The organism is Ralstonia mojiangensis (genome assembly GCF_023955645.1).
Lineage (GTDB): Bacteria > Pseudomonadota > Gammaproteobacteria > Burkholderiales > Burkholderiaceae > Ralstonia > Ralstonia mojiangensis.
Window position 1 is genome coordinate 766,641 of record NZ_JAMXHU010000001.1, and the last position, 26,122, is coordinate 792,762.

The window sequence follows — 26,122 nt, forward strand, 5'->3', positions numbered from 1 at the left end:
CGCGTGGCACGCGCGCGCGCGGCCGGTAGCGTTGCGGCATGACTACGTTGCCGCCTATCGCATCTCTCTCGATCGACCCGGAAATGGACCCGCGCCGCGTGGCGCGTTCGCTCTATTGGCAGGGCTACCGCGTTGCGCGCATCGCGGAAATGCTCAAGGTGAAACCGGTCACGGTGCACAGTTGGAAGCGCCGCGATGCATGGGCGGACACGACGCCGGATGAACGCGTGGCGCTGACGATTGAAGAGCGCTTGATGCGCCTGGTGACGAAGGAGCAGAAGGAAGGGCGCGACTTCAAAGAGATCGACCTGCTGAACCGCCAGCTCAACAACGTCGCGCGCCGCGAGCGGTACCGCGATGGCGGCAACGAGACCGACCTCAATCCGAAGGTGGCGAATCGCAATGCGGGGCCGCGCAAGAAGGCGGAGCGCAACGCGATGAGCCCGGAAGAGCAGGCGCAGTTGCAGGAGGCCTTCCGCGATTCACTGTTTGGGTATCAGGAGGTGTGGCTGCGCGCGGGTGAGGCGGAACGGATTCGCAACATCCTGAAGTCTCGCCAGATTGGGGCGACCTGGTATTTCGCGCGTGAGGCGCTGATCGATGCGCTGACGACGGGGCGCAATCAGATCTTCCTGTCGGCCAGCAAGGCGCAGGCGCACGTGTTCAAGCAGTACATGGTGCAGTTTGCCAAGGACGCGGCGGGCGTTGAGCTGAAGGGCGATCCCATCGTGCTGCCGAACGGCGGCACGCTCTACTTCCTGGGCACGAACGCGCGCACGGCGCAGAGCTATCACGGCAACCTGTATTTCGACGAGTACTTCTGGGTGCCGCGCTTCCAGGAGCTGCGCAAGGTCGCGTCAGGCATGGCGATCCACAAGCACTGGCGGCAGACGTATTTCTCGACGCCTTCCAGCCTGGCGCATGACGCGTATCCGTTCTGGTCGGGCGCGCTGTTCAACCGGGGGAAGGCGAAGGACAAGCAGGTCAAGATTGACGTGAGCCATGCGGCGCTGCGCGATGGCGTGCGCTGCGCGGATGGGCAGTGGCGCCAGATCGTGACGGTGGAAGACGCGCTGCGTGGTGGCTGCAACCTGTTCGACCTGGACCAACTGCGCCTGGAGTACAGCGAGCCGGACTACGCGAACTTGCTGATGTGTCAGTTTGTGGATGACACGGCGTCGGTGTTCCCGCTGTCGATGCTGATGCGGGGGATGGTCGACAGTTGGGAGCTGTGGCCGGACTTTCGGCCGTTTGCGCCGCGTCCGTTTGGGGCGCGCGAGGTGTGGCTGGGGTATGACCCGAACGGGGGCGGGCCGACTGGTGACAGCGCGGCGATTGTGGTGCTGGCGCCGCCGGCGGTGCCGGATGGCAAGTTCCGCGTGCTGGAGAAACACCAGTTCAAGGGGATCGATTTTGAGGAGCAGGCGCGCGGCGTCCTGCGTGTATGCGGCCGCTACAACGTCACCTTCATCGGCATCGACCGCACGGGCGTGGGCGATGCCGTCTACCAGCTCGTAACGAAGTCACGCCCGGATGCGCGCGGCTTCTCGTATTCGGTGGAAGTGAAGACCGCCCTGGTGCTGAAGGCGTTCGACGTCATCAGCAAGGGCCGGCTGGAATTCGACGCAGGCTGGACAGACTTCGCCGCGTCGTTCATGTCCATCAAGAAAACCGTTACCGCCTCCGGCGCGCGCGTCACCTACCAGGCGGGCCGCTCGGAGGACACCAGCCATGCCGATCTGGCGTGGGCCTGTATGCATGCGCTTTCGCACGAACCGCTCGAAGGCGCGACCTCGACCAATTCAAGCATTCTGGAGTTTTCATGAGCCGCAGGAAGAACCGCCGCGCCGCTGGCGCAGCCACGCCCGTCAAACAACACAGCAGCCAGGCGCCCGTTGCGGAGGCGTTTTCGTTTGGCGACCCGATGGAAGTGCTCGACCGGCGCGAGCTGCTCGATTACGTGGAGTGCATGCGGATGGCGAAGTGGTTCGAGCCGCCGTTGCCATTGGATGGCCTGGCGAAGTCGTTTCGGGCCGCTGCGCATCACAGCTCGGCGATCTATGTGAAGCGCAACATCCTGGTGAGCACGTTCATTCCGCACCCGCTGTTCTCGCGTGCGGCGTTCGAGCGCTTTGTGCTGGATTGGCAGGTGTTTGGCAATGCGTATCTGGAGAACCGGTTGAGCTGGGCGGGCTCCAGCATGGGCTTGGCGCCTGCGATGGCCAAGTACATGCGGCGGGGTGTGGATCTGTCGACCTACTACTTTGTGCAAGGCGCAGGGGAACCGCATGAGTTTGCGCGGGGTACGGTGTTCCATCTGCAGGAGCCTGACATCAACCAGGAGGTGTATGGGCTGCCGGAATACCTGTCGGCGCTCAATGCGACCTGGTTGAACGAGTCAGCCACGCTGTTCCGCCGGCGGTATTACAAAAACGGATCGCATGCGGGATTCATTCTGTACATGACCGACGCGGCGCAGAGCCAGGAGGACGTTGACCGGCTGCGCGAGGCGATGAAGAACGCCAAGGGGCCGGGCAACTTCCGCAACCTGTTCATGTATGCACCCGGCGGCAAGAAGGAGGGGATTCAGATTCTGCCGGTGTCGGAGGTGGCAGCGAAGGATGAGTTCTGGAACATCAAGAACGTGACGCGCGATGACCAGCTCGCGGCGCATCGCGTGCCGCCCCAGCTCATGGGGATCATTCCGTCTAACACCGGGGGCTTTGGGGATGTGGAGAAGGCGGCGCTGGTGTTCGCGCGGAATGAAGTTAAGCCGCTGCAGGATCGGCTGTTGGCGATTAATGAGTGGGTGGGGGAGGAGGTGGTGAGGTTTGAGCCGTATGCCCTTGATACAGAAGAACGGAATTCTGACGCTCCGACGAAGTGACGGCACGCTGACCGCAGCGCTGCGCGATATGCAAAAAAAAAAGCGCCCCTGCACACACGGGCGCTGACGACCCTACCGTCGTAGGAGGTGTCGGAAAACGCGGCAGACGCAAGAGGAGGGACCAATGTGCTGCGCGCGTATCGTCATTTTCGACAGAGAAGAAGAAAGCTGAACCGCCCATTAGGAGGGGGAATTCACTTTTTATCTCATCGTTATGCGCATGAACTGGATTTGCGTTAAAAGCGAACTGGGACCGAGTTTAAATTAAGCGCCGCAGTGCCGTTGAAGCAGTTCCGCTTCTGCTAGCCTGACCTCAACTGGAAATTCAGTGGCGCCAGCGAATGCCATGTAGCGTGCGCGGTGTTCCCCGTTGATGAACCTGACGACGGGTTCTTTGTTGACTCCCATCAAGCCGAGCAGCGTATGTCTGCGCCGCATGCTGACGGTGACCCGGGGCATTTCCGGCACACGCGCATGGCCAAGCCTCAGAAAGTCTTCCATGCCATACATCTTTCCTACGTACCACTGTGGCACATCTTTCAGCTCAGTTGTGTAGAGAGCTCGCTCGGCGCATGCGATGAGATCGTCAGCCTTCACTACCAGTACACAATACTGCTCCGGGTTCGGGCAAGCGGCCCGTGTAAGGCGAGTGGACCCATAGGGCGACAAGGCCGGCACTCGAACATCCCAGTATGCGGCGGCTGTGCAAGAGGATTGTCCGAAGGTCATATCAACAAGGTTCCCGTGCAACTGGTTGGTCATAGATTCGAATGCCTCCACGCCCTTTGTATCGCGCCGCATATGAGCGAAATATGTGCTATCCGTCTAAAAAGGGACGGGAAGCCGACTTAACGACTATTACCGATGCGGAAATGAGGCTAGGCAGCTTTCGCCTAAACGGATGAATTTTCGAAGTCTTAACCCAATTGGGGTGGGTCACGGGTAAACCATTGCCCATGGCCGTTCTTGGCTACGAGCGTAGTGACGGCATCACCACAAGTCGTCCCCTTGCAACACATGTATTAAATAAAATACATGTGCTCGTGTTCGTGGTAAGTTTGCTTCGGAGGGCCGCCCGCCCTCACTCTCTCTTGATATTGCAAAGGCGGCCCTTGGTCGCCTTATTTTTTTGTCGTTATTCGATCACTTGCTACGAGAATTCGTAGTTTGTGAAAAGGCTTTGTTTAAGAGCGTTCAGATTCAGTCCAGAGTGCCGATCGGTTGAAGACCACGTCGGCGCGATATAAAGGAAGCCCCATGCCAAAGCAAACGGAGTTCAGCGATGATCTGCTCGAACTCAAAGCTGCTCTGCGGAAAAACTTGGATGCCATGGGCGCTATAGCGGCCCGTATGGTGGTGCTAAAGCAGTTTCGTGAAGCTGTGCTTCCACACCTTCCGCCGAGTGCAGCGATGGCCGCGCTAAAGGCTTTCGAGTGGAGTTTGGAAGAATCACTGCCGATTGCGGCCGACTTTGCGTCGCTGCCCGCATACAGTGATGCATTTCTGGAGGAGGCTGCGGCGACGCGCATGGCAATTCTGCGTCAACAGGCACACCCGAAGTTGTAGGGGTCAAATCGAACCTGTCGCGTAGCTCTGGGACGAGGTTAGGGTACGGAAGTTGCTGGCCTGTTCGAGAATTGCCCAGAATTTCGAGCGTAATCATGGCTACCGCGCAGCACCATACGCCCCACCAAGCGGCCGCCTTCAGTGCGGGGCTTCCAACCCCTTTTTTGGCGTGTGCCGACGCGTGTGAACGCCTGGCACGGTCGGCGGGTATTTCAGAAGAGATTGCCGTTGCTGCCCTGGAGTGTAGCCATGCGTGCTACCTAGCGGCCGCATTGCAGGCGCCTGACGAGAGACGGGTTGCAGACTTGGTTTTTCGCCAATGTATGCAGCGTTGCGTCGCATTGGCGTTGGCATGCGCTTTGGTCAGCGACGCTGCCCCGTGCGTTGCGCTGTGTCGGGAATGCGAGGCGCTCTGTCGCCAAGGTTGTCAGCCTACGAAGCGCTGAGCCTAAGCCGCGTACATCAATGCGGCCATCGCGGAGCAGAGCTAGGCCCTGCGGCGACATTCAAGAAGTTACCTGCCGATGTGCGTAATGCGGCCGCAGCTTGTCCTCAAGAATCGCGTCTGACGCATCGAGGTCGCGCGGCTCCGGGTTCAACCACGCATCAATGTTCTCCGGCTTGATCGGGACCGGGCAGCGGTCGTGCCCGGCCTCGGCAATTTCCGGCGGCGGGTCGTCGGTGATGATGGCGAACGACAGTAGATCCTTTTCGCTGGGCTTGGTCGCGCGCCAGTGTGACCACACGCAGGCGACGAGTAGCGTCTGCGGTGGGTCGGGGCGGAATTCGACGATGGCGTTTGTGCCGTCTGGCTGGACAACGTATTCGTAGAACGCGTCGACCAGGACGAGGCCGTGCGTGTGGCCGTATTGGCCTTTCCAGAAGCCGCGCAGGTTGTCGCGGCGGGCGTTGTAGGTGCCGGGGTACTGTTCGTCGTAGAAGGCCGGCTTGCCGGCGGGGCGGCACTGGTAGCGCATCGGTTTGACGACGCGCCGGCCGTTCTCCATGACCATCACGGGCGCGTACCAGCCGGGGTAGATGCGCGAGTCGCGCGGCTTGAGTTCGGTGCTCTTCAGTTCTTCGAGCTTGCCTTTGGCGGCCGCAATCTTGTTGGTGGCGATGCGGACGTCTTCAGCGGCCTTCTTGGTGGCCTTGGCGGCGAGGGATTGCTGGGCTTTCTCCAGCCGTTCGGTCTGCTTGGCCAGCTCCTGCAGCAGCGCGATCTCGTCTGCAGCCATGCGCGCGCGGATGACCTCGGCGATCTTCTTTTCTTCGTCGGTCTCGGGCGATTCGAGGAAGTGCGCGGTCATCGCCCTCGGGACGCGCATCTTCGGGTTGGCGAAGTACTCCATCACCATCCGCGTGAAATCGTCGAGCGACATGATGGCGCCGTACTCGTGTACGAACCGTCGATAGTCGGCTTCGATTTGGGCGGAGTAGCACATGGGCGGCTCCCGTCGATGTGGCCATGATAGATCAGCGGCGTGCTTTGGCGAGTCGCTTTAGGAGGACTATCTCGGCGCTGCTCCATTCCAGGTCGGCCGAAGAAGGATGGCTGGTAAGCGCCATCTGCAGCGCTGTGACGCGCCGGTCAAACGGTGGGTCGATATCGATGTTGTCCACCCACGCGGCGACGTAGCGGGCGTATTCCACGGTGCTGCGGAGATACCAGATCTCCCAGATCAAGCGCCGGACGTCTGGGCATTTGTTCCGCTCCCATATCGCGCGCACCTCCTCGACCTTCAGCCGTTGCGGAGGGGGCGGGGCGCTCTTGGGCGGATGGCAGTCGATGCCCTTTCCCTGCATTGGAAGACCATCGCCGCGATCCTCGCGCGTGGCTTCAACCGGCTCCCATTTCTCTGCTCTGAAGTGTGTCGAAGCGCCGGGCGCAAAAAACTCCTCGGCCGCCTCCGCGCTCATGTGGTGCCGGGTCATTTTCCAGCGACCGGTCTTGGCGTCTAGGTAGCGGTATTTGTGGACGATGTGCGGAGGTGCGGGGGATTCCATGGCTGCAGAGACTGTATGGATATACAGTATCCGAGGCACGATCCTACGAGTCAACGTAGACAATGCAGACGTGGACGGAGAGGCTCCTAAGGGGCTGTGGAAGCGCTTCCTCGCGCACGGGTTGCTCCGGGCCATCCTGTTGGCGATTGTGCCGCTAGGCGCGCTCTGCGCGAGCTGGAGGGGTGCCGGTGCGCTAGGGGAGGAGGCGGGCGAGGCTGGCGCGACGACCCGGCGCGCGCCGTTGGGACCCCGCCTCACCTGCGCTCTTCATGTTGTTGTTTTTATGCAGGTGCATAAGCGCCAAGAATTTGGCCGCAGCAAGCGCGGACGACCGCTCACAAAGGCAGTGGACGTATGCAGATTTATGCACCTAGAGTATGCAGGTGCATGAAAACACTCTTACCAGAAGGGGGCGTTATGTGGGGGCTTGAAGGAAAGCGGTTCTGGTGGCTGCTCGCGATTTTTGTGGTGGGACTCGGGGCTCTGATTTGCTATCGCGGCCTGCCGGATACCGTTTACGGAGCACTTGTCGCTCTCGGGGGGGTGATCCTCACAACCTTGCATGGCGGAGCAATGCGGAAGGCAGACCTCGACAATACGGTGCTTCAGAAAAGAACTGAGCGTGAAATGGCGCTTCGGAGGGAGGTGTTCCTTCCTGCATTTGAAGGCGCGACTCGTGCCTTAAATGCGATAGGTCTGCTCTTGGAAAGTGGCAAGCAGCGAGAGGATATCTCCTCGGCTTTTGCTGACGGCATCGCGGCCCTAACGAAGGCAATGCTCGTGGCGTCTCCACCGACCATCGCTCGGATACAAAGCTTGGCCGGAGAGCTGAGTTTTGTGTGGAGTGAGACCGTTGGGCACCGCGTTATCCTGGATCAGATTGCACATCGTGCAAAGGGGGTCGAGAGGGAGCGCGACCTTGAAATCGAGTTGCGTCAGACAGCAATCAAGCATCTGCAGTCAATCCACGTGCAGTCGAACTCCAATTCAGAGGCGGGCCGACGGGCACATGAAGCCATCCAGGCACATGAGCAGCGGATTGCCGCCATGAACACCAAGCTAGACGAATTCGGCATTGAGCGAGATAGGCTGTATCTGAACGGCCTAAAGCCGCTTATCAATCGGCTTTCCGACCTAAGACCTATGTTTCCTCCGGTCCTCGCAGAGTTGCGGAAGGAAATGGAGTTGCCCTTTGAGCAGGAGGCCTTTGCCAAGGCTCAAGAGGCAATCACGACGAAAATTCTCGTTGCTTTGCAAAGCCGGATTGCAGAAGCAGAGCAGCGGTTAGCCGCCCTACAGGCGTCACGGCATCCAACAGCTACCGGCCCCCAAGCAGGCAACGGTTGACCCTCACCGCATGAGCGGCGGGGTTGCTTATGGCATCGTTTTCTGTGTACTACACGTGTACTTTGCGTGGACTTTCAAAGATCACCAAAGACCACAGAGCACAGTCTAATGCCAATGAAAAACGGGCCAGAAGGCCCGTCAAATCAACAGCTTAGATTGTCTTTCGTAATCTTTGGTACTGCGGTGTATTGGTGGAGCCGGCGGGAATCGAACCCGCGTCGGCGCAGATCAATCCTAAAGAAGACAGGCTCTACCGCCTTATTCCTTTGCCGCAGTCACCGATGGGGCGGGAGGCGGTTCTGTTTTGCCTTTTGACGGCGAGATTGCGTTGATGGCTGTGGTCGCCAGATCTTTTACTTGATCAGCAAATCCGGGCACCGTTTTGAATGCCTGTTTCACGTTATCGGACGAAAACAGTTCGTGCCAAGGGCTGCCATGGCTTTCGGTTTCGACAAGGCGAAGTGGAAGCTCGTCCAGCCGATTCAACGCGGACGCTAGCACTCGGCCTTCCATGTCCGTATCGAGCCTCGCGGCCTCCCGGCGGAAGCCTTCATAGGCACGCGAGATTGAAGCCTTGAACGCATAGTCTTCAGACAAGCGGAATCGTTGTCCGATCTGCTTTGTCGCGAGCCAGGAGAACCACACCGGCGCACCTACAGAAAGCAGAGAAAGCGCGAGGTTCAGGACCAGGACGGAAGTCGGCGCGCCCGGTTGTTTGAACAAATCTGAAAGCGAGTGAAGCTGCTGTGACCCAAAGTAGCTGCCGGCGCCAAGAGCTGCAACAAGACCCCCGACCCAGAACCACATTGACGTGGAAAGCGAGTCTGACCGCTCGGTGAAAGCTGCCGCGAGTCCGACGCTTGTGGCTGCTGAGTAAGCTGTTTCGCAGCGGGTCAACACGGACTCTGCGTTTCCCTTTATTTGCGTGAGCTTTCCGTCAGTCTCTGTTGCGGCCTCACGAAGGCCCACGATGTTCTTACTTTCTTCCTTTGATGCTTCTAACAGGCTGGCAATTGTTTGCCGTGCTTCGGCGAGGGATTCGAGATCGGTAGGAAGTTGATCGGCTGCGTTGTATGCCTTTTCGATTCGTTCCACCATTGTGGCGAGTGCGGCCGTTCGCGGTTCCAAGCTCGTGAGCCGGGATTCCATACCTCGCAGTTGTGTTGTCACCGCGCGTAGAGCTGCTGCAGCCTCCGACGTGGTGTCACGTGACAAGGCTGGAGCCAAGGCTTTCCGCAATCCCTCTAGCGTAAGCAGGTAAGCGGAAACCCCATTAGCTGGACTGCCCCAGAGGTTTGGAATTGTTTGAGATTGCAGCAATGCCAATCGCCGCAGGTAATCGCGAAGCCGTGCGTCGGCATCCTCCCGTATCTGGTCCGCTCCGCGTTCTCTGATCAGATCGATGATTGACTGGGCCTCCTCGACCAATTCTGTCCTCGTGAGGCCCGGGAAGCTCCAATTGTTGTGAGCGTTACCGAAAGGCTCGTTGCTTGGTATCGCTGTCTGCAGCTGGTTGATAACGGCCACCAACTGCTTTTCAATCTCTTCCAGAGTTTGATGCACTGAGATCCCCCTCGTCTGTTTTTGTTCGCGCCCATCAGTTCGTTAGCGGTGTGCGACCACGCGCTCGCGGCTTTGCAGCTTCGGAGCAGCATCGGAAAAAGGTAATTTCCGTAACTGCATCCAAAAAAGCAACGTATCTATTTGATTTAGCACCGCTTTTCGGATTACCCCTAGAAGGTAATGTTGGGTAATCGAAAAGGTAATCCCATCGTAAGTCCTTGATTATTATAGGCCTGCGCAAGGCGAGAGGTGACTCTCTACAAAGGTAATGAGATTACCTATAGGTTACCAAGAAATTACCTTTGCTCGATGACGTGCAAAGCCTTGTCCCACAACGGTTTGCAGTCGAAGCGACGTGGGGGATTACCGGGATTACCTTTTCCCGATGCCGGCCTGGGGCGGATGAGGGGAGAGGGGGGGCGCGCTGGGCGTGTACTACCGGGCTAGCTACCGATGTTGACTGTGCCGAGCTGGCAGTACGCCAGATTTACGCCAAAAAAGACAAAACCCAAGCACAGGCTTGGGTTTTGTGTGATGTCCTGGTGCCGCTGACCGGAATCGAACTGGTGACCTTCGCATTACGAATGCGCTGCTCTACCGACTGAGCTACAGCGGCGTCGGAAACAGCGATTCTAACAGAACTTTTTGTCGCTCTGCAAGAACCGCTGGAACAACAGTCTTACGTGGTGTCGTTACGCCGTTTTCTTGGCGTCGAGGTGATATTGCGTGACGCGATCCACCTCGTTTTTCGACCCCAGGACCACCGCCACGCGTTGGTGCAGCTGTTCGGGCTGGATGTCCAGAATGCGTTGCTCGCCGTTGGTGGCCGCGCCGCCGGCCTGTTCCACCAGGAAGGCCATCGGGTTGGCTTCGTACATCAGGCGCAGCTTGCCGGCCTTGCCCGGCTCGCGCTTATCCCAGGGGTACATGAAGATGCCGCCGCGCGTGAGGATGCGATGCACGTCCGCCACCATCGAGGCGATCCAGCGCATGTTGAAATCCTTGCCGCGGGGGCCTTCGGTGCCGGCCAGGCATTCGTCGATGTAGCGGCGCACGGGCGGGGCCCAGTGGCGCATGTTCGACATGTTGATGGCGAATTCCTTTGTATCGACCGGAATCTTTACGTCGCGGTGGGACAGCACGAAGCTGCCGACTTCGCGGTCGAGCGTGAACATGTGCACGCCGTTGCCGACGGTCAGCACCAGCGTGGTCTGCGGGCCATACACGGCATAGCCGGCGGCGACCTGTTTGGCGCCGGGCTGCATGAAATCGGTTTCGGTCACGGCCTCGCCGGCCTTGGGCATGTGCAGCACCGAGAAAATTGTGCCGATCGACACGTTCACGTCGATGTTGGACGAGCCGTCGAGCGGATCGAACAGCAGCAGGTATTCGCCCTTCGGATAGCGGTGCGGAATCTCGTAAAACGATTCCATCTCTTCCGAGGCCATGGCGGCCAGGTTGCCGCCGTATTCGTTCGCTTCGAGCAGGACTTCGTTGGCGATCACGTCCAGCTTCTGCTGGGTTTCGCCTTGCACGTTGCCGGTGCCAGCCGAGCCGAGCACGCCGGCAAGGGCCCCCTTGTTGACGCTGTGCGAGATCGCCTTGCAGGCGCGCGCCACGACTTCGAGCAGCAGACGCAGCTCGGCCGGGATGGTGTTGTGCTCGCGCTGCTCTTCGATCAGGTAGCGGGTGAGGTTGATGCGCTTCATGGGTTCTCCTGAGACGGGCGCGATTTTACGATACAAGCGGTGACATTCAGGCCAGCGCCTTGCCGACGATCTCGCGCACGTCGCGCGAGAGGCTCGGATGTGCCGCCACGCGCTTGAGCGCGTCCTGCATGGCGTCGCGCAGCGTGGGCACGTACTTGCGCCAGCGGTCCAGCGCGCGTGCCAAGCGGGCGGAAACCTGCGGGTTGATGGCGTCGAGCGCCAGCACCTGCTCGGCCCAGTAGGCGTAACCGGAACCATCGGCGGCGTGGAACTGCGCGGGGTTGCCCGAGCAGAAGCTGAAGATCAGGGAGCGCGCGCGGTTCGGGTTGCGCAGCGTGAAGGCCGGATGGGCCATCAGCGCACGCACGGTGGCCAGCGTCGGTTTACCGGCGGCGCCCGGCTGCATGGCCTGCAGCGAGAACCACTTGTCGATGACGAGGGCATCGTCGGCAAAGCGCGTGTAGAAATCGGCCAGTGCGGCTTCGCGGCCCGGGGCATAGCTGGTGACCATCGCCGAGAGAGCGCCCATGCGGTCGGTCATGTTGGTGGCGCGGGCATATTGCTGTTCGGCCAGGGCCAGCGCCTCGGGGGCTTCGGTTTCCACCAGGTAGCCGAGGGCGATGTTCTTGAGTGCGCGCTTGCCTGCAGACACGGCGTCAGGCGAGTAGGCGCCTTCGGTCTGGTTGTCTTGATAGGCGCGCAGCAGCTCCGCGTTGAGCTTTTCTGCCAGCGTGCGGCGCAGCGTGCGGCGGGCGGCGTGGATGGCAGCCGGGTCGGCCACGTCCATGCGCTCGGCCAGATAGCCTTCGGCCGGCAAGATCAGCATCTGTTCGCGGAAGGCCGGATCAAGCGAGGTGTCGGCGACCACGGCACGCAAGGCTTCAACCAGCGCCGGATCAACCACCGGCGCGCGGCCGTGCTGGATGTCCGTCACCATGCGCAGCAGCGTGTCGGTGGCCAGGCGCTGGCCGGCTTCCCAGCGATTGAACGGGTCGGAATCGTGCGCGAGCTGGAACGTGAGCTGCTCGATCGTATAGCCGTATTCGACGATCACCGGCGCAGAGAAATTGCGCAGCAGCGAGGGCAACGGCGCTTCGGCCACATCTTCGAAGACGAAGGTCTGCTTGGTTTCAGTGAAGTCCAGCACGCGCGTGGTCACGGGCGAGGGCGATGCGGCTTCACCACGCAAACGCAGCGGCAAATCGCGGCCTTGTTTGTCGATCAGGCCGATTGCAAACGGAATGTGGAACGGCTGCTTCTGGATGCCGCTGGTGGTCTCGATGCCGACCGGCTCACAGCGCTGGCGCAGCGTGAGCGTGTAGGTGTGCGTGGCCGCATCGTGGTGACCGTCAACGGCCACGACCGGCGTGCCGGCCTGGCTGTACCAGCGGCCAAATTGCGTGAGGTCGCGGCCGTTGGCATCGGCCATGGCAGCGCGGAAGTCGTCGCAGGTGACGGCATGACCATCGTGACGCTGGAAGTACAGGTCCATGCCTTTGCGGAAGCCGTCGCGGCCGAGCAACGTCTGGTACATGCGCACAACTTCCGCGCCTTTTTCGTACACCGTGACGGTGTAGAAGTTGTTGATTTCTTCGTAGCTGTCGGGCCGCACCGGGTGCGCCATCGGCCCCGCATCTTCGGGAAATTGCGCCTGGCGCAGCAGGCGCACGTCTTCGATGCGCTTGACGGCCCGGGCGCTGGCAGCAGCGGCTTCGTTGCCGGCAAGCGCCGCCATGTCTGCGGAGAACTCCTGGTCGCGGAACACCGTCAGCCCTTCTTTCAGGCTCAGCTGGAACCAGTCGCGGCAGGTGACGCGGTTGCCCGTCCAGTTGTGGAAGTATTCGTGGCCGACCACCGATTCGATGTTGGCGAAGTCCACATCGGTTGCCGTCTCGGCATTGGCCAGCACGTACTTCGTATTGAAGATGTTCAGGCCCTTGTTCTCCATCGCGCCCATGTTGAAGTCGCCCACGGCGACGATCATGAAGCGGTCGAGATCCAGTTCCAGGCCGAAGCGGCGTTCGTCCCAATGGATCGAGTGGATGAGCGAGTCCATCGCGTGGCGCGTCTTGCCCAGGTCTTGCGCTTCCACCCACACCTGCAGCAGCTTCTCTTTGCCCGAAGCCGACTGGATGCGTTCTTCAATGCACTCGAGCTTGCCCGCCACCAGCGCGAACAGGTACGACGGCTTCTTGAACGGGTCGTGCCACACCGCTTCGTGGCGGCCGTCCGGCAGGTCGCGCTCCGACATAAGGTTGCCGTTGGACAGCAGCACCGGGTAGTCCGCTTTCGATGCGCGCAGCGTGACGGTGTAGACCGTCATCACGTCCGGGCGGTCGAGGAAGTAGGTGATCTTGCGAAAGCCCTCTGCCTCGCACTGCGTGAAGAAGTTGCCGTTGGAAACGTACAGACCCATCAGCGAGGAGTTCGCTGCGGGATTGCAGTACGTCGTGAGTTCCAGCGTGAAGCTGGTGCCGACATCGGCCGGTACGGCATCGATGGTGAGTGTGTCGCCGGAGGCCTGCAGGCCGGACAGCGCTTTGCCGTCGACGGTTGCGCCCGCCAGCTCCAGCCCTTCACCCGCCAGCACGAGGGGCTTGCCGGCGTCCGTGCGCGTCATGCGCATGCGGTTGATGACGCGGGTGCGCTCGGGCACGAGATCGATCTCCAGGGCCACTTCGTCAATGCGGAAAGCGGGCGCGGAGTAGTCCTTGCGGTAAATCGTGACGGCGGTATCGGTGCGCAACATCGGTAACATCCTCGTAGCGGTACGCAAAAGGCCATTGTACTCAGGCCCTTGGCGGGAATCTTCCGCGCGGGGCGTCACTCTGAGTAACAGAGCGCGCGCAGCCCCGCTTCCGGGGCCCGCGACCATCTGTCTGATTGAGAGTAGGGGGGATTTTCTATGTGGAAATGGATCAAGACATCGGGCGTCTGGCCGATGGCCGGCGCGCTGATGGCGGCCAGCCTGCTGGCCGGCTGCGCGAGCACGGTTACCAGCCAGGTGACCGCGTTCCGGCAACCCGGCTGGACCGACAACCCGCCGCGCACCTATGCCTTCGAGCACACCGCACCGCAGCAAAATGATCTGGAACGCCAGACCTACGAGGCGTGGACATCTGACCAACTGGCTTCCCACGGCTTTACCAGCGTGCCGCGTGCCAGCGCACGCTATCTGGTTCGCCTGGACTACTCGACCGCCATGCGCCTCGTGCAGGTGCGCCAGCCCGTGTATCCAGACCCATATTGGGGTCCGGGGCCCTGGGGGCCATGGCGCAGCCCTTGGGGGCCCTGGGGCCCATGGGGGCCGCAATATGTGGATACCAACGTGCAAGTGCCGTTCTATGCCTACCACGTGGAAATTGACGAGGCAGCTACCGGTAAGCGCGTCTACCAGGTGACGGCGCAAACGCAGGGCGGGGACGGATCGCTGACGGCTGTGATGCCGTACCTGGTACGCAGCGCCTTTGCCAATTTCCCGGCGCCGAATGCGCAGCCGATCCTCGTGGAACTGCCGGTTGATCCATCGGTGAAACCGGCGGCGAAACCAGCATCCGGGCCGGCACCTAAGTAGTGCGCCCGGGTGGGTTTTGGCGGGCGGTCTACGTTAGAATGCGGGACCTAATCTGTAGGCCGCCAGCCGTACCCCGCTTGAGCGTTGTCACTTCATCCCGTCTTGCGCCGACCGCCACCCCTGGCCGGCGCTGCCTCAGCCCCGTCGCTACCCTCTTGACGGTGCTCCGCAACGCGTGCTGCCTCACCCCCGGTTTCTCTCTGTTCCCACTGTTTTTTGCCATTTCGTCTCAGGGAGTTTCTGCCTGAGCGCATGTGCGCCATCTGCGGAACTCCCCATCAGGATTCATTGCTATGAACGACAAGCTTCACGACGCCTCGCCGGATTCCCAAGACCAAGGGGCCGAGGCCGAACTGCGCCGCGCGGCGTTTGAATATCACCGCGCTCCGACGCGCGGCAAGATTGAAGTGCGCCCGACCAAGGCGCTGATCAACCAGCGCGACCTGTCGCTGGCGTATTCGCCGGGCGTGGCGTATCCGTGTACCGCGATTGAACAAGACCCGTCGCTGGCGGCGGAATACACCTCGCGCGGCAACCTTGTCGGCGTGATCACCAACGGCACCGCGGTGCTGGGCCTGGGCGACATCGGGCCGCTGGCCAGCAAGCCGGTGATGGAAGGCAAGGGCTGCCTGTTCAAGAAGTTTGCCGGCGTGGATGTGTTCGATATCGAACTGGCCGAGCGCGATCCGGACAAGCTCGTCGACATCATTGCCTCGCTGGAGCCGACGCTGGGCGGGATCAACCTCGAAGACATCAAGGCGCCGGAGTGCTTCTACATCGAGCAGAAGCTGCGTGATCGCCTGAACATTCCCGTTTTCCACGATGACCAGCACGGCACGGCGATCATCTCGTCGGCGGCGCTGCTCAACGGCCTGAAGGTCGTCGGCAAGGACATTGGCAGCGTGAAGGTGGCCGTGTCGGGCGCGGGCGCCGCGGCCATCGCTTGCCTGGACGTGATGGTGGGTCTGGGCGTCAAGCGTGAAAACGTCTACGTGGTCGATTCGAAGGGCGTGATCTATGTTGGCCGCGACGCCAAGATGGAGCCGAACAAGGCACGCTATGCGCAAGACACGTCGGCCCGTACGCTGGCCGACATCGTGCGCGATGCAGACGTGTTCCTCGGTTGCTCGGCCGCCGGCGTGCTGACCGCCGACATGGTCAAGACCATGGCTCCGAAGCCGATCATCCTGGCGCTGGCCAACCCCGAGCCGGAAATCCGCCCGGAAGTGGCCAAGGCCGCGCGCCCGGACTGCATCATCGCCACGGGCCGTTCGGATTACCCGAACCAGGTCAACAACGTGCTGTGCTTCCCGTACATCTTCCGTGGTGCGCTCGACTGTGGCGCCACCAAGATCACGGAAGAGATGAAACTGGCATGCGTGAAGGCCATTGCGGAACTGACGGAAGCCGAAACGAACGACGCAGTGGCACAGGCTTATGCCGGCCAGGACTTGACCTTCGGCCCGGATTACATCATCCCGAAGCCGTTTGATTCGCGCCTGATCGAGAAGATCGCGCCGGCTGTCGCCAAGGCCGCGGAAGAGTCCGGCGTGGCTACGCGCCCGATCAAGGATCTGGATGCCTATCGCGCCCAGCTGAGCGACTTCGTGTACCACACGGGCCTGACCATGCGCCCGGTGTTCTCGGCCGCCAAGGCCAACCCGAAGCGCGTCGTGTATGCCGAAGGTGAAGAAGAGCGCGTGCTGCGCGCCGTGCAGACGGTGGTGGATGAAGGCTTGGCCAAGCCGATCCTGATCGGCCGTCCGCACGTGATCGAAATGCGTATCCAGAAGGCCGGCCTGCGCCTGAAGCCGGGCGTGCATTTCGAGCTGGTGGATCCGGAAGACGATCGCCGCTATCACCAGTACCACACCGCTTACCACGAGCTGATGGGCCGCAACGGCGTGACGCCGGACATGGCCAAGTCGGCGCTGCGCCGTTCGAACACGCTGATCGGTGCACTGCTGGTGCGCCTGGGTGACGCCGACGCGCTGCTCTGCGGCACGGTTGGCCGCTTCGACGCCCACCTGGAACACGTGCGCGACGTGATCGGTCTGGCGCCGAACGCCAAGGTGTTCGCCGCCATGAACGGCCTGATGCTGGAGAAGCACACGCTGTTCATCACCGATACGTTCGTCAACGAAATGCCGAGCGCTGAAGAGCTGGCCGACATCACCAAGCTGGCGGCGGAAGAAGTGCGCCGTTTCGGCCAGGAGCCGAAGGTGGCGATGCTGTCGCACTCGATGTTCGGCTCGTCGAAGAACGCCTCGGCCCGCCGCATGCGCGCTGCGTATGACCTGCTGAAGGCCGAAGCGCCGAATCTGCAAGTGGAAGGCGAGATTCAGGGTGACGCGGCGTTGTCGGAAGACATCCGCCACCACTTCCTGCCGAAAAGCGCCTTCTCGGGCAGCGCAAACCTGCTGGTGATGCCGTCGCTTGATGCCGCCAACATCGCGTTCAACCTGCTCAAGATCACGGGCGGGCAGGGCGTGACGGTGGGCCCGATCCTGCTGGGCGCGGCCAAGCCGGTGCACATCCTGAACCCGTCGGCCACATCGCGCCGCATCGTCAACATGACGGCGCTGGCTGTGGCGGATGTGTCGGCTACGCGTTGATCGGTTGATCCGAATGTTGGGCCGCTGAAGGTTGGCGGTCCAAATGAAAACGGCGCCTGGGGAAAGTCCAGGCGCCGTTTTTCTTTGCTGCCGACTGCTTAGAACTTCGCGCGGATGCCCACGCCGAAGGTGTCTGCCGAGCTCAGGTTCGTCACCTTGTCGCGCATGTACGCGGCATACACATCGGTACGCTTGGACAGCGAGTAGTCGTAGCCGACCGCCCACGTGTTGCGCTTCACGTCAGCCGCGCCCGAAGTCTTCGTGTACGCGTACGACGCCAGGATGCTGCCCGGGCCGGCCGGCACCGATACGCCCAGCTGGCCGCCGTTGCTCTTTGCATCGCCCGAGTTGATGGCGTTCTTGATGTACTGGTATTGGCCGTACAGCTTGACCATGCCAAAGTCGTACGTGGCGCCCAGTTGCGCGGCCGTCTGGCGCGAGAAGCCTGCCACCAGCGCGTTGAGGTCACCCGGGGCGGAGTCGAATCGCACTTGCTGGAAGGCTGCCGTGGCCGCGAAGTTGCCATGGAAGTACAGGAAGTTGCCGCCCCACTTGTTCTGGCCATTGTGGCCAGCTTGCTCGCCCGCGCCGTAGATGAAGTTGGCGGTCAGACCGTTGAAGTCCGGCGTGGAATACATGATCGAGTTGTTCCAGCCCGAATCGCCCACCAGACCCGAGATGCCGCCGGGGCCGCTCAGGCCGTTGCCGAGGTAGGTGTGGAACACCATCGGCGAGAACGTGTACGAATCGATGAACGGGTTGAACAGGATCGTCGAGACGAAGTACGGCGGCGTCAGGCGGCCGAGCTTGATCGAGCCCCAGGAGCTCGATTGCAGGCCGACGAACGAGTTGCGGGCGAAGAACGTGTCGCCGTCGAAGCGGCCGTACTTGCCGGTGTCGGGGCGGAAGAACGCTTCCAGCGTGAAGATCGCCTTCAGGCCGTTGCCGAGGTCTTCGCTGCCCTTCATGCCCCAGTACGACGTAGACATCCCGCCCGAGTTGACGCCCCAGGCGCGGTCCGATGCGCCCAGGCTCTTGGTGGCGCCGGCCCAGGCATCCACCTGGCCGTACAACGTGACGGACGATTGCGCTTGCGCACCGGCACTTGCTGCCCCCAGTGCCGATGCCACTGCCAGCGCGGCCACGCCACGCTTGAATTTCGACTGCATTGCTACCTCCTTTGTTGTTGAAGATCACTGCGGGTTGCGCCGCATTCTTTGATGCGATCGCAGGCCGGCTGGTCAGGCTCCATGCCGATCGGTGTCCCATGCCCCATGACACCGCGCCCACAGCGTTGTTTTTGCTGATGAACCTGAAAAATCAGTTTGCTGCAATCAAATCGGTCAGGCGGAAACCCGCGATGCGATGAATCTGTTCGAGCGACGTACGCAGCTCGGTATCGCGATCGTTTTCCACGCGCTTGCTGAAGTTCTCGATGATTCCGTGGCGGTCATAGCCGCGCACCGCCAGGATGAACGGGAAGCCGAACTTCTCGTTGTACTGGGTGTTGAGCGCCTGCAGGCGCGCAAACTCTTCTGGCGTGCACAGGTTCAAGCCCGCGCCGCTTTGTTCGCGCGTCGACTCGGCAGTCAGTTCACCGCGCACGGCAGCCTTGCCGGCCAGCTCCGGGTGGGCGCGCACCAGCTTGAGCTGAGGGTCAATGCCGGCGGTATCCACGGCATTGCGCATGGCGGTTGCGAGCGCCTCGGCCGAGGCGAACGGGCGCTGCGTGGCGGCCTGTTCGGCAACCCACGGCGAGTGCTCGTAGATGCCGCCAAGGACCTGCACGAACTGCGCTGCGTCCATGCTGTTGAGTTGCGAGAGGTTGTAGGTGGTCTGACTCATGCTGTGGTGCTCAAAACGGGTTGCTTTGCATACGGATGGTTCTGGATCCAGTGCTGCGCGATGTCGATACGGCGGCAGATCCAGACCTTGTCGTGCGATTGCACGTAGTCAAGGAAGCGTTGCAGCGCACGGAAACGTCCCGGACGGCCCAGCAGGCGGCAGTGCATGCCGATCGACAGCATCTTCGGCTGCGCCAGGCCATTGGGATCGCCTTCTTCGTACAGCACGTCGAAGGCGTCCTTCAGGTACTGGTAGAAGTGGTCGGCTGTGTTGAAGCCTTGCGGGCTGGCAAAACGCATGTCGTTTGTGTCGAGCGTGTACGGCACCACCAGGTGCGGTTTGGCCTCGCCGGACGAGGTTTCGACTTCGGTCCAGAACGGCAGGTCGTCGCCGTAGTAGTCGGCGTCGTAGGCAAAGCCGCCGTGCTCGACCACCAGGCGGCGCGTGTTGGGGCTGTCGCGGCCGGTGTACCAGCCAAGCGGCGCATTGCCGGTCAGCTCGCGAATGATCTCGACGCCGATGCGCATGTGCTCGCGCTCGGTGGCTTCGTCGATGTTCTGGTAGTGGATCCAGCGCCAGCCGTGACAGGCGATTTCGTGGCCCAGGTCAACGAAGGCTTGCGTCACGTCCGGATGCCGTTGCAGGGCCATCGACACACCGAAGATCGTCAGCGGCAGGCCGCGCTTTTCAAACTCGCGCAGGATGCGCCACACGCCCGCCCGCGAGCCGTATTCGTAGATGCCCTCCATGCTCATGTGGCGGTCGGGGTAGGCCGCGGCGCCAATGATTTCGGAGAGGAACTGCTCGGAGCCGGCGTCGCCGTGCAACACGCAGCTTTCACCGCCTTCCTCGTAGTTGAGGACGAACTGCAGGGCTACGCGCGCGCCGCCCGGCCAGTTGGCGTTGGGCGGGTTCTTGCCGTAACCGATGAGATCGCGCGGATAGTTATTGTTTGTCATGGTTTTTTCATGTCGAGGAGACTTCATACAACACCGGTCAGACAGTGGAATGCGGCTTTCCAAATTCACGACATCACAGCGGCGTCATGAACCAGGCAAGGCGCCATCGCGTCAGGCCGGGACTGCCCGGGCAGCCTGCGCCAGTTCCAGCGCGAGCCTCCGGTGAACCGTGAGATGGGCGTCGAGTTCAAGCGTGGTCAGGCGGCCGTCTTCGACGACCACGCGCCCGTTGATCACGCTGTGCGCCACGTTGGACGGGGCGCAGAACACCAGCGCCGCGACCGGGTCGTGGTCGGCGCCGGCGAAGCTGACCTGGTGGCGATCGAAGCTGACAAAGTCGGCCGACATGCCGGGTGCGAGCGCGCCGATGTCGTCGCGGTTGAGCACGCGCGCGCCGCCGAGCGTGGCGATCTCCAGCGCCTCGCGCGCGCTCATCGCCGCGGGGCCAAAGCCGACACGCGCGAGCAGCATGGCCTGCCGCGTTTCGCCGAGCATGTGCGCCCCATCGTTCGACGCGCTGCCGTCCACGCCCAGGCCGACCGGCACGCCGGCATCGCGCATGGTGCGGATGGGCGCAATGCCGGAAGCCAGCCGCATGTTCGAGCACGGGCAATGCGCTACGCCGGTGCCGGTGCGCGCGAAGACGTCAATGCCATGGGCGTCGAGCTTCACGCAGTGCGCATGCCAGACGTCGCGGCCGACCCAGCCGAGGTCTTCCGCATACTCGGCCGGCGTCATGCCGAACTTCTCGCGTGAATACGCGATGTCGTTATCGTTCTCGGCCAGGTGCGTGTGCATCGACACGCCGTAGCTGCGCGCGAGCTTGGCCGACTCGCGCATCAGGTCGCGCGAGACGGAGAAGGGCGAGCACGGCGCCACCACCACACGCAGCATCGAATGGCGATCGGCGTTATGCCAGGTTTCGATCAGGCGCTGCGTTTCCTTCAGGATGGCCTCTTCGCCTTCGACCACGCGGTCCGGCGGCAAGCCGCCCTGGCTGCGGCCGACGCTCATGCTGCCGCGCGCGGCGTGAAAGCGCATGCCGATCTGCTGCGCGGCTTCGATGGAATCGTCGAGCCGGCTGCCGTTCGGATAGAGGTACAGGTGGTCGCTGGAGGTCGTGCAACCGGAGAGCAGCAGTTCCGCCATCGCCGTGAGCGTGGACACGCGCACCATCTCCGGCGTGAGGCCGGCCCACACCGGATACAGGTTGGTCAGCCAGCCGAACAGTTCGGCGTCTTGCGCTGCGGGCAGGGCGCGCGTCAGGCTCTGATACATGTGATGGTGCGTGTTGACGAAACCCGGCGTGACCACGTGGTCGCGCAGTTCCATCACACGCACGTTGGGTTGCCCGATGGCCTCGCGGTACTGCGACGGCAGATCGGCCGTGGCGCCAACCCATTCGATCACGCCACCGCGCGCAATGAGGGCGCCGTCCGGGATCTCGCGGCGTTGCGCATCCATGGTGACCAGCACGTCGGCATGACGGGCGATCAGAAGCGGGTCGTTGTGCGCGACAGTGGCGTTCATGCAATTACTCCGTGCCGTGGGTGTTGGCAGCAGCGTCGCGCATTGCGTGCTCGGCCGACTGCATGCCGTTGTAGTAAAGGTTCAGGATGACCGCGACGAGCGTGCCCAGCACGATGCCGCTGTGCGTGACCGGTTCAAGCCAATGCGGCAGGTACTGGAAGAAGGTCGGTGCCAGCGTCGGGATCATGCCGAAGCCGATCGAGATCGCCACGATGAACAGGTTGTGGCGGTACTTGTTGAAATCGATCGAGCCGAGAATGCGCACACCCGTGGCGGCCACCATGCCGAACATCACGATGCCCGCGCCGCCCAGCACGAAGGAGGGAACCGACGCCACGATGTGCGCCATCTTCGGGAACAGGCCCAGCGCAATCAGGATCAGGCCGCCCATGGCTGCCACGAAGCGCGAACGCACACCCGTGACCGTCACCAGCCCAACGTTTTGCGAGAACGACGTGTACGGGAACGTGTTGAACAGGCCGCCGATCACGGTGCCCAGGCCATCGGCGCGCAGGCCGCGCGTGAGGTCATCGGTGGAGAGCTTCTTGCCGGTGATTTCTGCCAGCGCCAGGAACATGCCGGTCGATTCCACCAGCGTGATCATCATTACGATGCACATCGAAGCGATGGCGCCGAAGTGGAAGGTCGGCATGCCGAAGTGCAGCGGCGTGATCACGGCCACCCAGTCGGCTTCGGTGATGCCGGCAAAGCTCACCTTGCCGAACGCCATGGCGATGAACGTGCCGATCACGATGCCCAGCAGCACGGCGATGTTGCCGATCAGGCCGCGGCCATACTTCGTCAGCAACAGGATGATGACGAGCACTGCCAGCGCAATGCCTAGGCCGCTCAGATCGCCGTAGGCCGGATTGGGCACGGTCTTGAGCACGCCGTCCACCATGGTCTTCATGGTCGGCTGGCCGCCCGCTGCCCAGTTGATGCCCACGCCCATCAGCGACATGCCGATCAGCGTGATCACGGTGCCCGTCACGACCGGCGGGAAGAGCCCAAGCACGCGTCCCATGAGCGGCGCGACGATGATGCCGAATATCCCCGCCGCAATCACAGCGCCGTAAATGCCCAGCAGGCCGATGCTCGGGTCGGTGCCGATGGCGATCATCGGGCCCACCGATGCGAAGGTCACGCCCATCATGACCGGCATGCGGATGCCGAACTTCCACACACCGAAGGCTTGGATGAGCGTGGCAAGGCCGGCGGCGAAAAGATCTGCGTTGATCAGGAAGGCGAGTTGTTCCTTGGGCAGATGCAGTGCACCGCCCACAATCAGAGGCACTGCCACGGTGCCTGCATACATCACCAATACATGTTGAAGGCCCAATGCGAGCAGGCGTCCGTACGCCACGCGCTCATTGGTCAGGTCCGCCGTGGGGGCGGCGATGGTGCTGCTTGCCATAAAGGTCTCCTTTGGGTGGTAAGCCGGACGACGTCCGGCTTGGAGCCTGCCCACGTTCCTGCTGCGCGCCCCGGTTCTGGCCTTGTGACACGTGCCGTCCTGATGTCGGACGGTGTATCTCGGGCCAACCTTCGGCAGGTCGCTACGGATCGTGGACAGGTTCTTGGGCGGCCGGCCTCTGTCGTGCCGGCTCGCCCCATACAGCTAAACCGGTCCTAGACTTTGTCCTTCCCGCCGCGCGGGCCCAATACCGAACGCAGATCGAAATCAGCGGGCGCTTCGGGGCGCACGCGATCGGCGCAACATTGCAAGTGCTGGGCCATGTGGGCCTGGGCAGCGCTGGCGTCGCCGCGCTCCAGTGCATTGAGGATGTCGAGGTGTTCGTCGAACGAGCAGGCGTTGTTGCCCGGGGCCTCGACGCTGGCGATCATCAGGGTGGTGCGCGACACCAGCCGGCGCATCATCTCGACCACCAGCGGGTTACCAGACTGCTCGGCCAGCGCCACGTGAAACTCCGCAGACAGGCGAATCCAGCGCGGGCGATCCTGCGTGACAAACGCCTGGCGTTCCTGCTTGACGAGTTCCATCAGGGGCGCAATGGCCGCCTTGGGGTTGCTGCTATGGCCAACCTTGTCGAGCACCGCGCGCTCCAGGATCTGACGCAGCTCGAACATGGCATGGGCTTCGTCGATGGAGGGCGCCGCGATGAACGCGCCGCGATTCGGCTCCAGGTCAACCAGACCGTCGGCGGCCAGTTGCGAGAAGACCTTGCGCACCGTATGACGGGCGGTGGCATAGATTTCGCAAAGCGCATGTTCCGTCAGCTTGGTGCGCGGGGGCAGGCGGTGTTCCATGATCGCGTCGTAGATCTCGTGATACATCCGTTCTTCGACCGACATGCGTGTTGCCCCCGATGCTTTGGCGCCCGACTTCGACACCACTTCCGTGGAGACCAGCTTGAGATTCTTGGACATGGCAGACCTGCCTTTCATTAGTGCGCCGCAGCATGGGCCGCCGCGAAAACCTGTTGACAATTATTCATAGCCGCCTTCAATATTGTCAACAAAATGCGTTCGGGAATCCGACAAACTAGGGAAATCCCTGTTTCGAGCCTGGTCTAGGGACACGGCAGAGACACGGCGTCGGACCCAGAGCGAGCGACGGCTTTGCCGGTTTGGCATGCCCCTCCCCATATGGAGGGCAGGCGTAAACCGGCTGGACGCGCGCCGGGATGCGTGCACAGCACGTACCGAGCGGGCCCCGACGCCAGCCCTTGTCACACAAGGGTTTGGCGCGAGGTGCAAGTGGAGGCAGCGGCGCTTCTGAAAATTCGAACTACAGAGGAAGACAAATGGGACGCTTGACCACCCATGTGCTCGACACCGCTGCAGGCACGCCGGGCCAAAACCTGGCGATCGCACTGTTCAAAATTGTCGACAATCAACGGCAACCGATCAAATCGGTTCGCACCAATCACGATGGCCGTTGCGATGCGCCGCTGCTGGAAGGCGACGCGCTGCAGGCTGGCGTGTATGAACTGGACTTCGGCGTGGGCGAGTATTACCGCGCCGCCGGCGTCAAACTCCCCGAGCCCGCGTTCCTGGACGTGGTGACGCTGCGCTTTGGCGTGGCCGATACCAGCGCGCACTACCACGTGCCGCTGCTGGTATCGCCGTGGTCGTATTCGACCTATCGCGGCAGCTAACAGGGCAGGGAGTCATCATGGAAGGCTATATCCTCGACTGGGCCAACTTGCTCTTGCGTTGGCTGCACGTGATCGTCGCGATCGCGTGGATCGGTTCGTCGTTCTACTTCGTCTGGCTCGATAACAGCCTGACCAAGCCGAGCGCACCGGACCTGAAGGACAAGGGCGTCGATGGCGAACTGTGGGCCGTGCACGGCGGCGGGTTCTACAACCCGCAGAAGTACCTGCTGGCACCGAAGCAATTGCCCGACCATCTGCACTGGTTCTACTGGGAGTCGTACTCGACCTGGATGTCGGGCTTTGCCCTGCTGACGGTGGTGTACCTGTTCAACGCCAACGTCTACATGATCGATCGCAGCGTGTTCGACATGACGGCGACGACGGCCGTGCTGCTGGCGCTGGGCTTCCTGGTGGTCGGCTGGCTGGTGTACGACACGATCTGCCGTGTGTTCGGCAAGAACGACCGCGTGGTGGGCATTCTGGTGGCGATCTACGTGGTGATTGCAGCGTTTGCGGCATGCCACCTGTTCTCGGGCCGTGCAGCGTTCCTGCTGATCGGCGCGATGATCGCGACCATCATGAGCGCCAACGTGTTCTTCTGGATCATTCCGGGGCAACGCAAGGTGGTCGCTTCGCTCAAAGCGGGCGAGAAGCCGGACCCGATCCACGGCAAGCGCGGCAAGCAACGCAGCGTGCACAACACGTACTTCACGCTGCCTGTGCTGTTTGCGATGCTGTCGAATCACTACAGCATGACGTACGCCGCCAAGTACAACTGGGTTGTGCTGGTGCTGATCATGCTGGCCGGCGTGCTGATCCGTCAGTTCTTCATCCTGAAGCACAAGGGTGTCGTGAACTGGGGCTATCCGGCAGCAGGCGTGGCAGTGCTGCTGGGGGTTGCGGTGTGGCTCGCTCCGGTGTCGCGTCCGGCAGCGCCTGCCGCCGAAAGCACGCCTGCTGCGGCAGCGACGGGTACGGCCGCGGCGGCCACCCCGACAGCCGCTGCCGGCTCGGATTTCGCCAAAGTACAGGCAGTCGTTACCGCACGGTGCTACCAATGTCACTCGGCTCATCCTACCCTGATGCCTTCGCCGGCTAAGGGCGTGTTGCTCGATACGCCGGACGAACTGGGCAAGCATGCGCAGCTCGTCTACCAGCAGGTCGTGCAGCAGAAGCTGATGCCGCTGGGCAACGTGACGCAGATTACCGACGACGAGCGCACGATCATCGCCAAGTGGTTCGAAGGCGGCGCCAAGACGAACTGAGGCGCACGCTGAGCAACAACGGAAAGGTTTATCGGAGCATGCCATTCGTTCCCTAGCGGGTGGCATGACCGGTGAGGGTTGAACGGGGCTGCGGCCCCGTTTTTTTTCGTTTCGCCTGAAGCGTCTGCAGCGATGT

20 protein-coding genes and 1 tRNA gene are annotated in these 26,122 nt (G+C 62.0%); 8 read left to right on the forward strand and 13 right to left on the reverse strand.

Going from position 1 to position 26,122, the window contains the following annotated elements; genetic code table 11:
- The first annotated feature begins 38 nt into the window (after positions 1-38).
- Positions 39-1,826 carry a terminase ATPase subunit family protein gene (locus tag NG898_RS03660; RefSeq protein ID WP_252691123.1) on the forward strand — a complete coding sequence of 596 codons (1,788 nt, stop codon included), beginning with the start codon at positions 39-41 and terminating at the stop codon, positions 1,824-1,826.
- A complete protein-coding gene (locus NG898_RS03665) occupies positions 1,823-2,887 on the forward strand; it encodes a phage portal protein (protein ID WP_252691124.1) in 1,065 nt (354 codons plus the stop codon). Before NG898_RS03660 ends, NG898_RS03665 begins: the two co-directional genes overlap by 4 nt.
- A 264-nt stretch (positions 2,888-3,151) precedes the next feature.
- Here the strand turns inward: NG898_RS03665 and NG898_RS03670 are convergent, their stop codons facing one another.
- A complete protein-coding gene (locus NG898_RS03670) occupies positions 3,152-3,649 on the reverse strand; it encodes a plasmid fertility inhibition factor family protein (protein WP_252691125.1) in 498 nt (165 codons plus the stop codon).
- Positions 3,650-4,144: 495 nt separating this feature from the next.
- Between NG898_RS03670 and NG898_RS03675 the strand changes: the two genes are divergently transcribed.
- Positions 4,145-4,453 (forward strand): hypothetical protein, encoded by a 309-nt coding sequence (locus NG898_RS03675; protein WP_252691126.1) that lies wholly within the window; start codon positions 4,145-4,147, stop codon positions 4,451-4,453.
- Positions 4,454-4,959: 506 nt separating this feature from the next.
- Here the strand turns inward: NG898_RS03675 and NG898_RS03680 are convergent.
- Both NG898_RS03680 and NG898_RS03685 read right to left on the reverse strand, forming a co-directional pair.
- Positions 4,960-5,898: an SOS response-associated peptidase family protein gene (locus NG898_RS03680; RefSeq protein WP_252691127.1), complete on the reverse strand. Its 939-nt coding sequence runs from the start codon at positions 5,896-5,898 to the stop codon at positions 4,960-4,962.
- Between the two features lie 31 nt (positions 5,899-5,929).
- On the reverse strand, positions 5,930-6,460 hold the full coding sequence (locus NG898_RS03685; protein WP_252691128.1) for a hypothetical protein: 531 nt from the start codon (positions 6,458-6,460) through the stop codon (positions 5,930-5,932).
- Positions 6,461-6,847: 387 nt separating this feature from the next.
- Here NG898_RS03685 and NG898_RS03690 point away from each other — a divergent pair, with 387 nt between their 5' ends.
- Entirely contained in the window at positions 6,848-7,807 is a 960-nt protein-coding gene (locus tag NG898_RS03690) for a hypothetical protein (RefSeq protein ID WP_252691129.1), read from the forward strand.
- Between the two features lie 258 nt (positions 7,808-8,065).
- On the opposite strand, the gene NG898_RS03695 is transcribed toward NG898_RS03690, so the two are convergent.
- The 4 genes from NG898_RS03695 to pepN form a co-directional block, all read right to left on the reverse strand.
- Positions 8,066-9,370, reverse strand: coding sequence for a hypothetical protein (locus tag NG898_RS03695; protein ID WP_252691130.1), 1,305 nt, complete (start codon positions 9,368-9,370; stop codon positions 8,066-8,068).
- A gap of 540 nt (positions 9,371-9,910) precedes the next feature.
- A tRNA-Thr gene (locus NG898_RS03700) sits at positions 9,911-9,986 on the reverse strand.
- A gap of 76 nt (positions 9,987-10,062) precedes the next feature.
- Positions 10,063-11,079, reverse strand: coding sequence for a class 1 fructose-bisphosphatase (locus NG898_RS03705; RefSeq protein ID WP_252691131.1), 1,017 nt, complete (start codon positions 11,077-11,079; stop codon positions 10,063-10,065).
- Between the two features lie 46 nt (positions 11,080-11,125).
- On the reverse strand, positions 11,126-13,828 hold the full coding sequence (pepN, locus tag NG898_RS03710) for an aminopeptidase N (RefSeq protein WP_252691132.1): 2,703 nt from the start codon (positions 13,826-13,828) through the stop codon (positions 11,126-11,128).
- Between the two features lie 156 nt (positions 13,829-13,984).
- On the opposite strand from pepN, the gene NG898_RS03715 reads away from it, so the two are divergent.
- On the forward strand, positions 13,985-14,653 hold the full coding sequence (locus NG898_RS03715; RefSeq protein ID WP_252691133.1) for a DUF4136 domain-containing protein: 669 nt from the start codon (positions 13,985-13,987) through the stop codon (positions 14,651-14,653).
- Positions 14,654-14,946: 293 nt separating this feature from the next.
- Entirely contained in the window at positions 14,947-17,268 is a 2,322-nt protein-coding gene (locus NG898_RS03720; protein ID WP_252691134.1) for an NADP-dependent malic enzyme, read from the forward strand.
- Between the two features lie 98 nt (positions 17,269-17,366).
- On the opposite strand, the gene NG898_RS03725 is transcribed toward NG898_RS03720, so the two are convergent.
- The 6 genes from NG898_RS03725 to NG898_RS03750 form a co-directional block, all read right to left on the reverse strand.
- Positions 17,367-18,437: a porin gene (locus tag NG898_RS03725; protein ID WP_252691135.1), complete on the reverse strand. Its 1,071-nt coding sequence runs from the start codon at positions 18,435-18,437 to the stop codon at positions 17,367-17,369.
- A gap of 151 nt (positions 18,438-18,588) precedes the next feature.
- A complete protein-coding gene (gene uraD, locus NG898_RS03730; RefSeq protein ID WP_252691136.1) occupies positions 18,589-19,113 on the reverse strand; it encodes a 2-oxo-4-hydroxy-4-carboxy-5-ureidoimidazoline decarboxylase in 525 nt (174 codons plus the stop codon).
- Complete coding sequence (gene puuE / locus NG898_RS03735; protein ID WP_252691137.1) at positions 19,110-20,072, reverse strand: allantoinase PuuE; 963 nt, start codon at positions 20,070-20,072, stop codon at positions 19,110-19,112. The genes uraD and puuE overlap by 4 nt, the downstream gene beginning before the upstream one ends.
- 111 nt (positions 20,073-20,183) lie before the next feature.
- Positions 20,184-21,602, reverse strand: coding sequence for an 8-oxoguanine deaminase (locus NG898_RS03740; RefSeq protein WP_252691138.1), 1,419 nt, complete (start codon positions 21,600-21,602; stop codon positions 20,184-20,186).
- A 4-nt stretch (positions 21,603-21,606) separates the two neighbouring features.
- Complete coding sequence (locus NG898_RS03745; protein WP_252691139.1) at positions 21,607-23,016, reverse strand: nucleobase:cation symporter-2 family protein; 1,410 nt, start codon at positions 23,014-23,016, stop codon at positions 21,607-21,609.
- A 215-nt stretch (positions 23,017-23,231) separates the two neighbouring features.
- Positions 23,232-23,990, reverse strand: a complete 759-nt coding sequence (locus NG898_RS03750) for a GntR family transcriptional regulator (RefSeq protein ID WP_252691140.1) — start codon at positions 23,988-23,990, stop codon at positions 23,232-23,234.
- A gap of 377 nt (positions 23,991-24,367) precedes the next feature.
- Between NG898_RS03750 and uraH the strand changes: the two genes are divergently transcribed.
- Both uraH and NG898_RS03760 read left to right on the forward strand, forming a co-directional pair.
- Entirely contained in the window at positions 24,368-24,721 is a 354-nt protein-coding gene (gene uraH / locus NG898_RS03755) for a hydroxyisourate hydrolase (RefSeq protein WP_012762338.1), read from the forward strand.
- Between the two features lie 17 nt (positions 24,722-24,738).
- Positions 24,739-25,986: a urate hydroxylase PuuD gene (locus tag NG898_RS03760; protein WP_252691141.1), complete on the forward strand. Its 1,248-nt coding sequence runs from the start codon at positions 24,739-24,741 to the stop codon at positions 25,984-25,986.
- The last annotated feature ends 136 nt before the right edge of the window (positions 25,987-26,122 follow it).

Bases quoted from the DNA above. Each gene is read 5' to 3' on its own strand.
- NG898_RS03660 (WP_252691123.1), top strand. From the start codon at position 39: ATGACTACGTTGCCGCCTATCGCATCTCTCTCGATCGACCCGGAAATG.
- NG898_RS03665 (WP_252691124.1), top strand. From the start codon at position 1,823: ATGAGCCGCAGGAAGAACCGCCGCGCCGCTGGCGCAGCCACGCCCGTC.
- NG898_RS03670 (WP_252691125.1), bottom strand. From the start codon at position 3,649: ATGACCAACCAGTTGCACGGGAACCTTGTTGATATGACCTTCGGACAA.
- NG898_RS03675 (WP_252691126.1), top strand. From the start codon at position 4,145: ATGCCAAAGCAAACGGAGTTCAGCGATGATCTGCTCGAACTCAAAGCT.
- NG898_RS03680 (WP_252691127.1), bottom strand. From the start codon at position 5,898: ATGTGCTACTCCGCCCAAATCGAAGCCGACTATCGACGGTTCGTACAC.
- NG898_RS03685 (WP_252691128.1), bottom strand. From the start codon at position 6,460: ATGGAATCCCCCGCACCTCCGCACATCGTCCACAAATACCGCTACCTA.
- NG898_RS03690 (WP_252691129.1), top strand. From the start codon at position 6,848: ATGAAAACACTCTTACCAGAAGGGGGCGTTATGTGGGGGCTTGAAGGA.
- NG898_RS03705 (WP_252691131.1), bottom strand. From the start codon at position 11,079: ATGAAGCGCATCAACCTCACCCGCTACCTGATCGAAGAGCAGCGCGAG.
- pepN (WP_252691132.1), bottom strand. From the start codon at position 13,828: ATGTTGCGCACCGATACCGCCGTCACGATTTACCGCAAGGACTACTCC.
- NG898_RS03715 (WP_252691133.1), top strand. From the start codon at position 13,985: ATGTGGAAATGGATCAAGACATCGGGCGTCTGGCCGATGGCCGGCGCG.
- NG898_RS03720 (WP_252691134.1), top strand. From the start codon at position 14,947: ATGAACGACAAGCTTCACGACGCCTCGCCGGATTCCCAAGACCAAGGG.
- NG898_RS03725 (WP_252691135.1), bottom strand. From the start codon at position 18,437: ATGCAGTCGAAATTCAAGCGTGGCGTGGCCGCGCTGGCAGTGGCATCG.
- uraD (WP_252691136.1), bottom strand. From the start codon at position 19,113: ATGAGTCAGACCACCTACAACCTCTCGCAACTCAACAGCATGGACGCA.
- puuE (WP_252691137.1), bottom strand. From the start codon at position 20,072: ATGACAAACAATAACTATCCGCGCGATCTCATCGGTTACGGCAAGAAC.
- NG898_RS03740 (WP_252691138.1), bottom strand. From the start codon at position 21,602: ATGAACGCCACTGTCGCGCACAACGACCCGCTTCTGATCGCCCGTCAT.
- NG898_RS03745 (WP_252691139.1), bottom strand. From the start codon at position 23,016: ATGGCAAGCAGCACCATCGCCGCCCCCACGGCGGACCTGACCAATGAG.
- NG898_RS03750 (WP_252691140.1), bottom strand. From the start codon at position 23,990: ATGTCCAAGAATCTCAAGCTGGTCTCCACGGAAGTGGTGTCGAAGTCG.
- uraH (WP_012762338.1), top strand. From the start codon at position 24,368: ATGGGACGCTTGACCACCCATGTGCTCGACACCGCTGCAGGCACGCCG.
- NG898_RS03760 (WP_252691141.1), top strand. From the start codon at position 24,739: ATGGAAGGCTATATCCTCGACTGGGCCAACTTGCTCTTGCGTTGGCTG.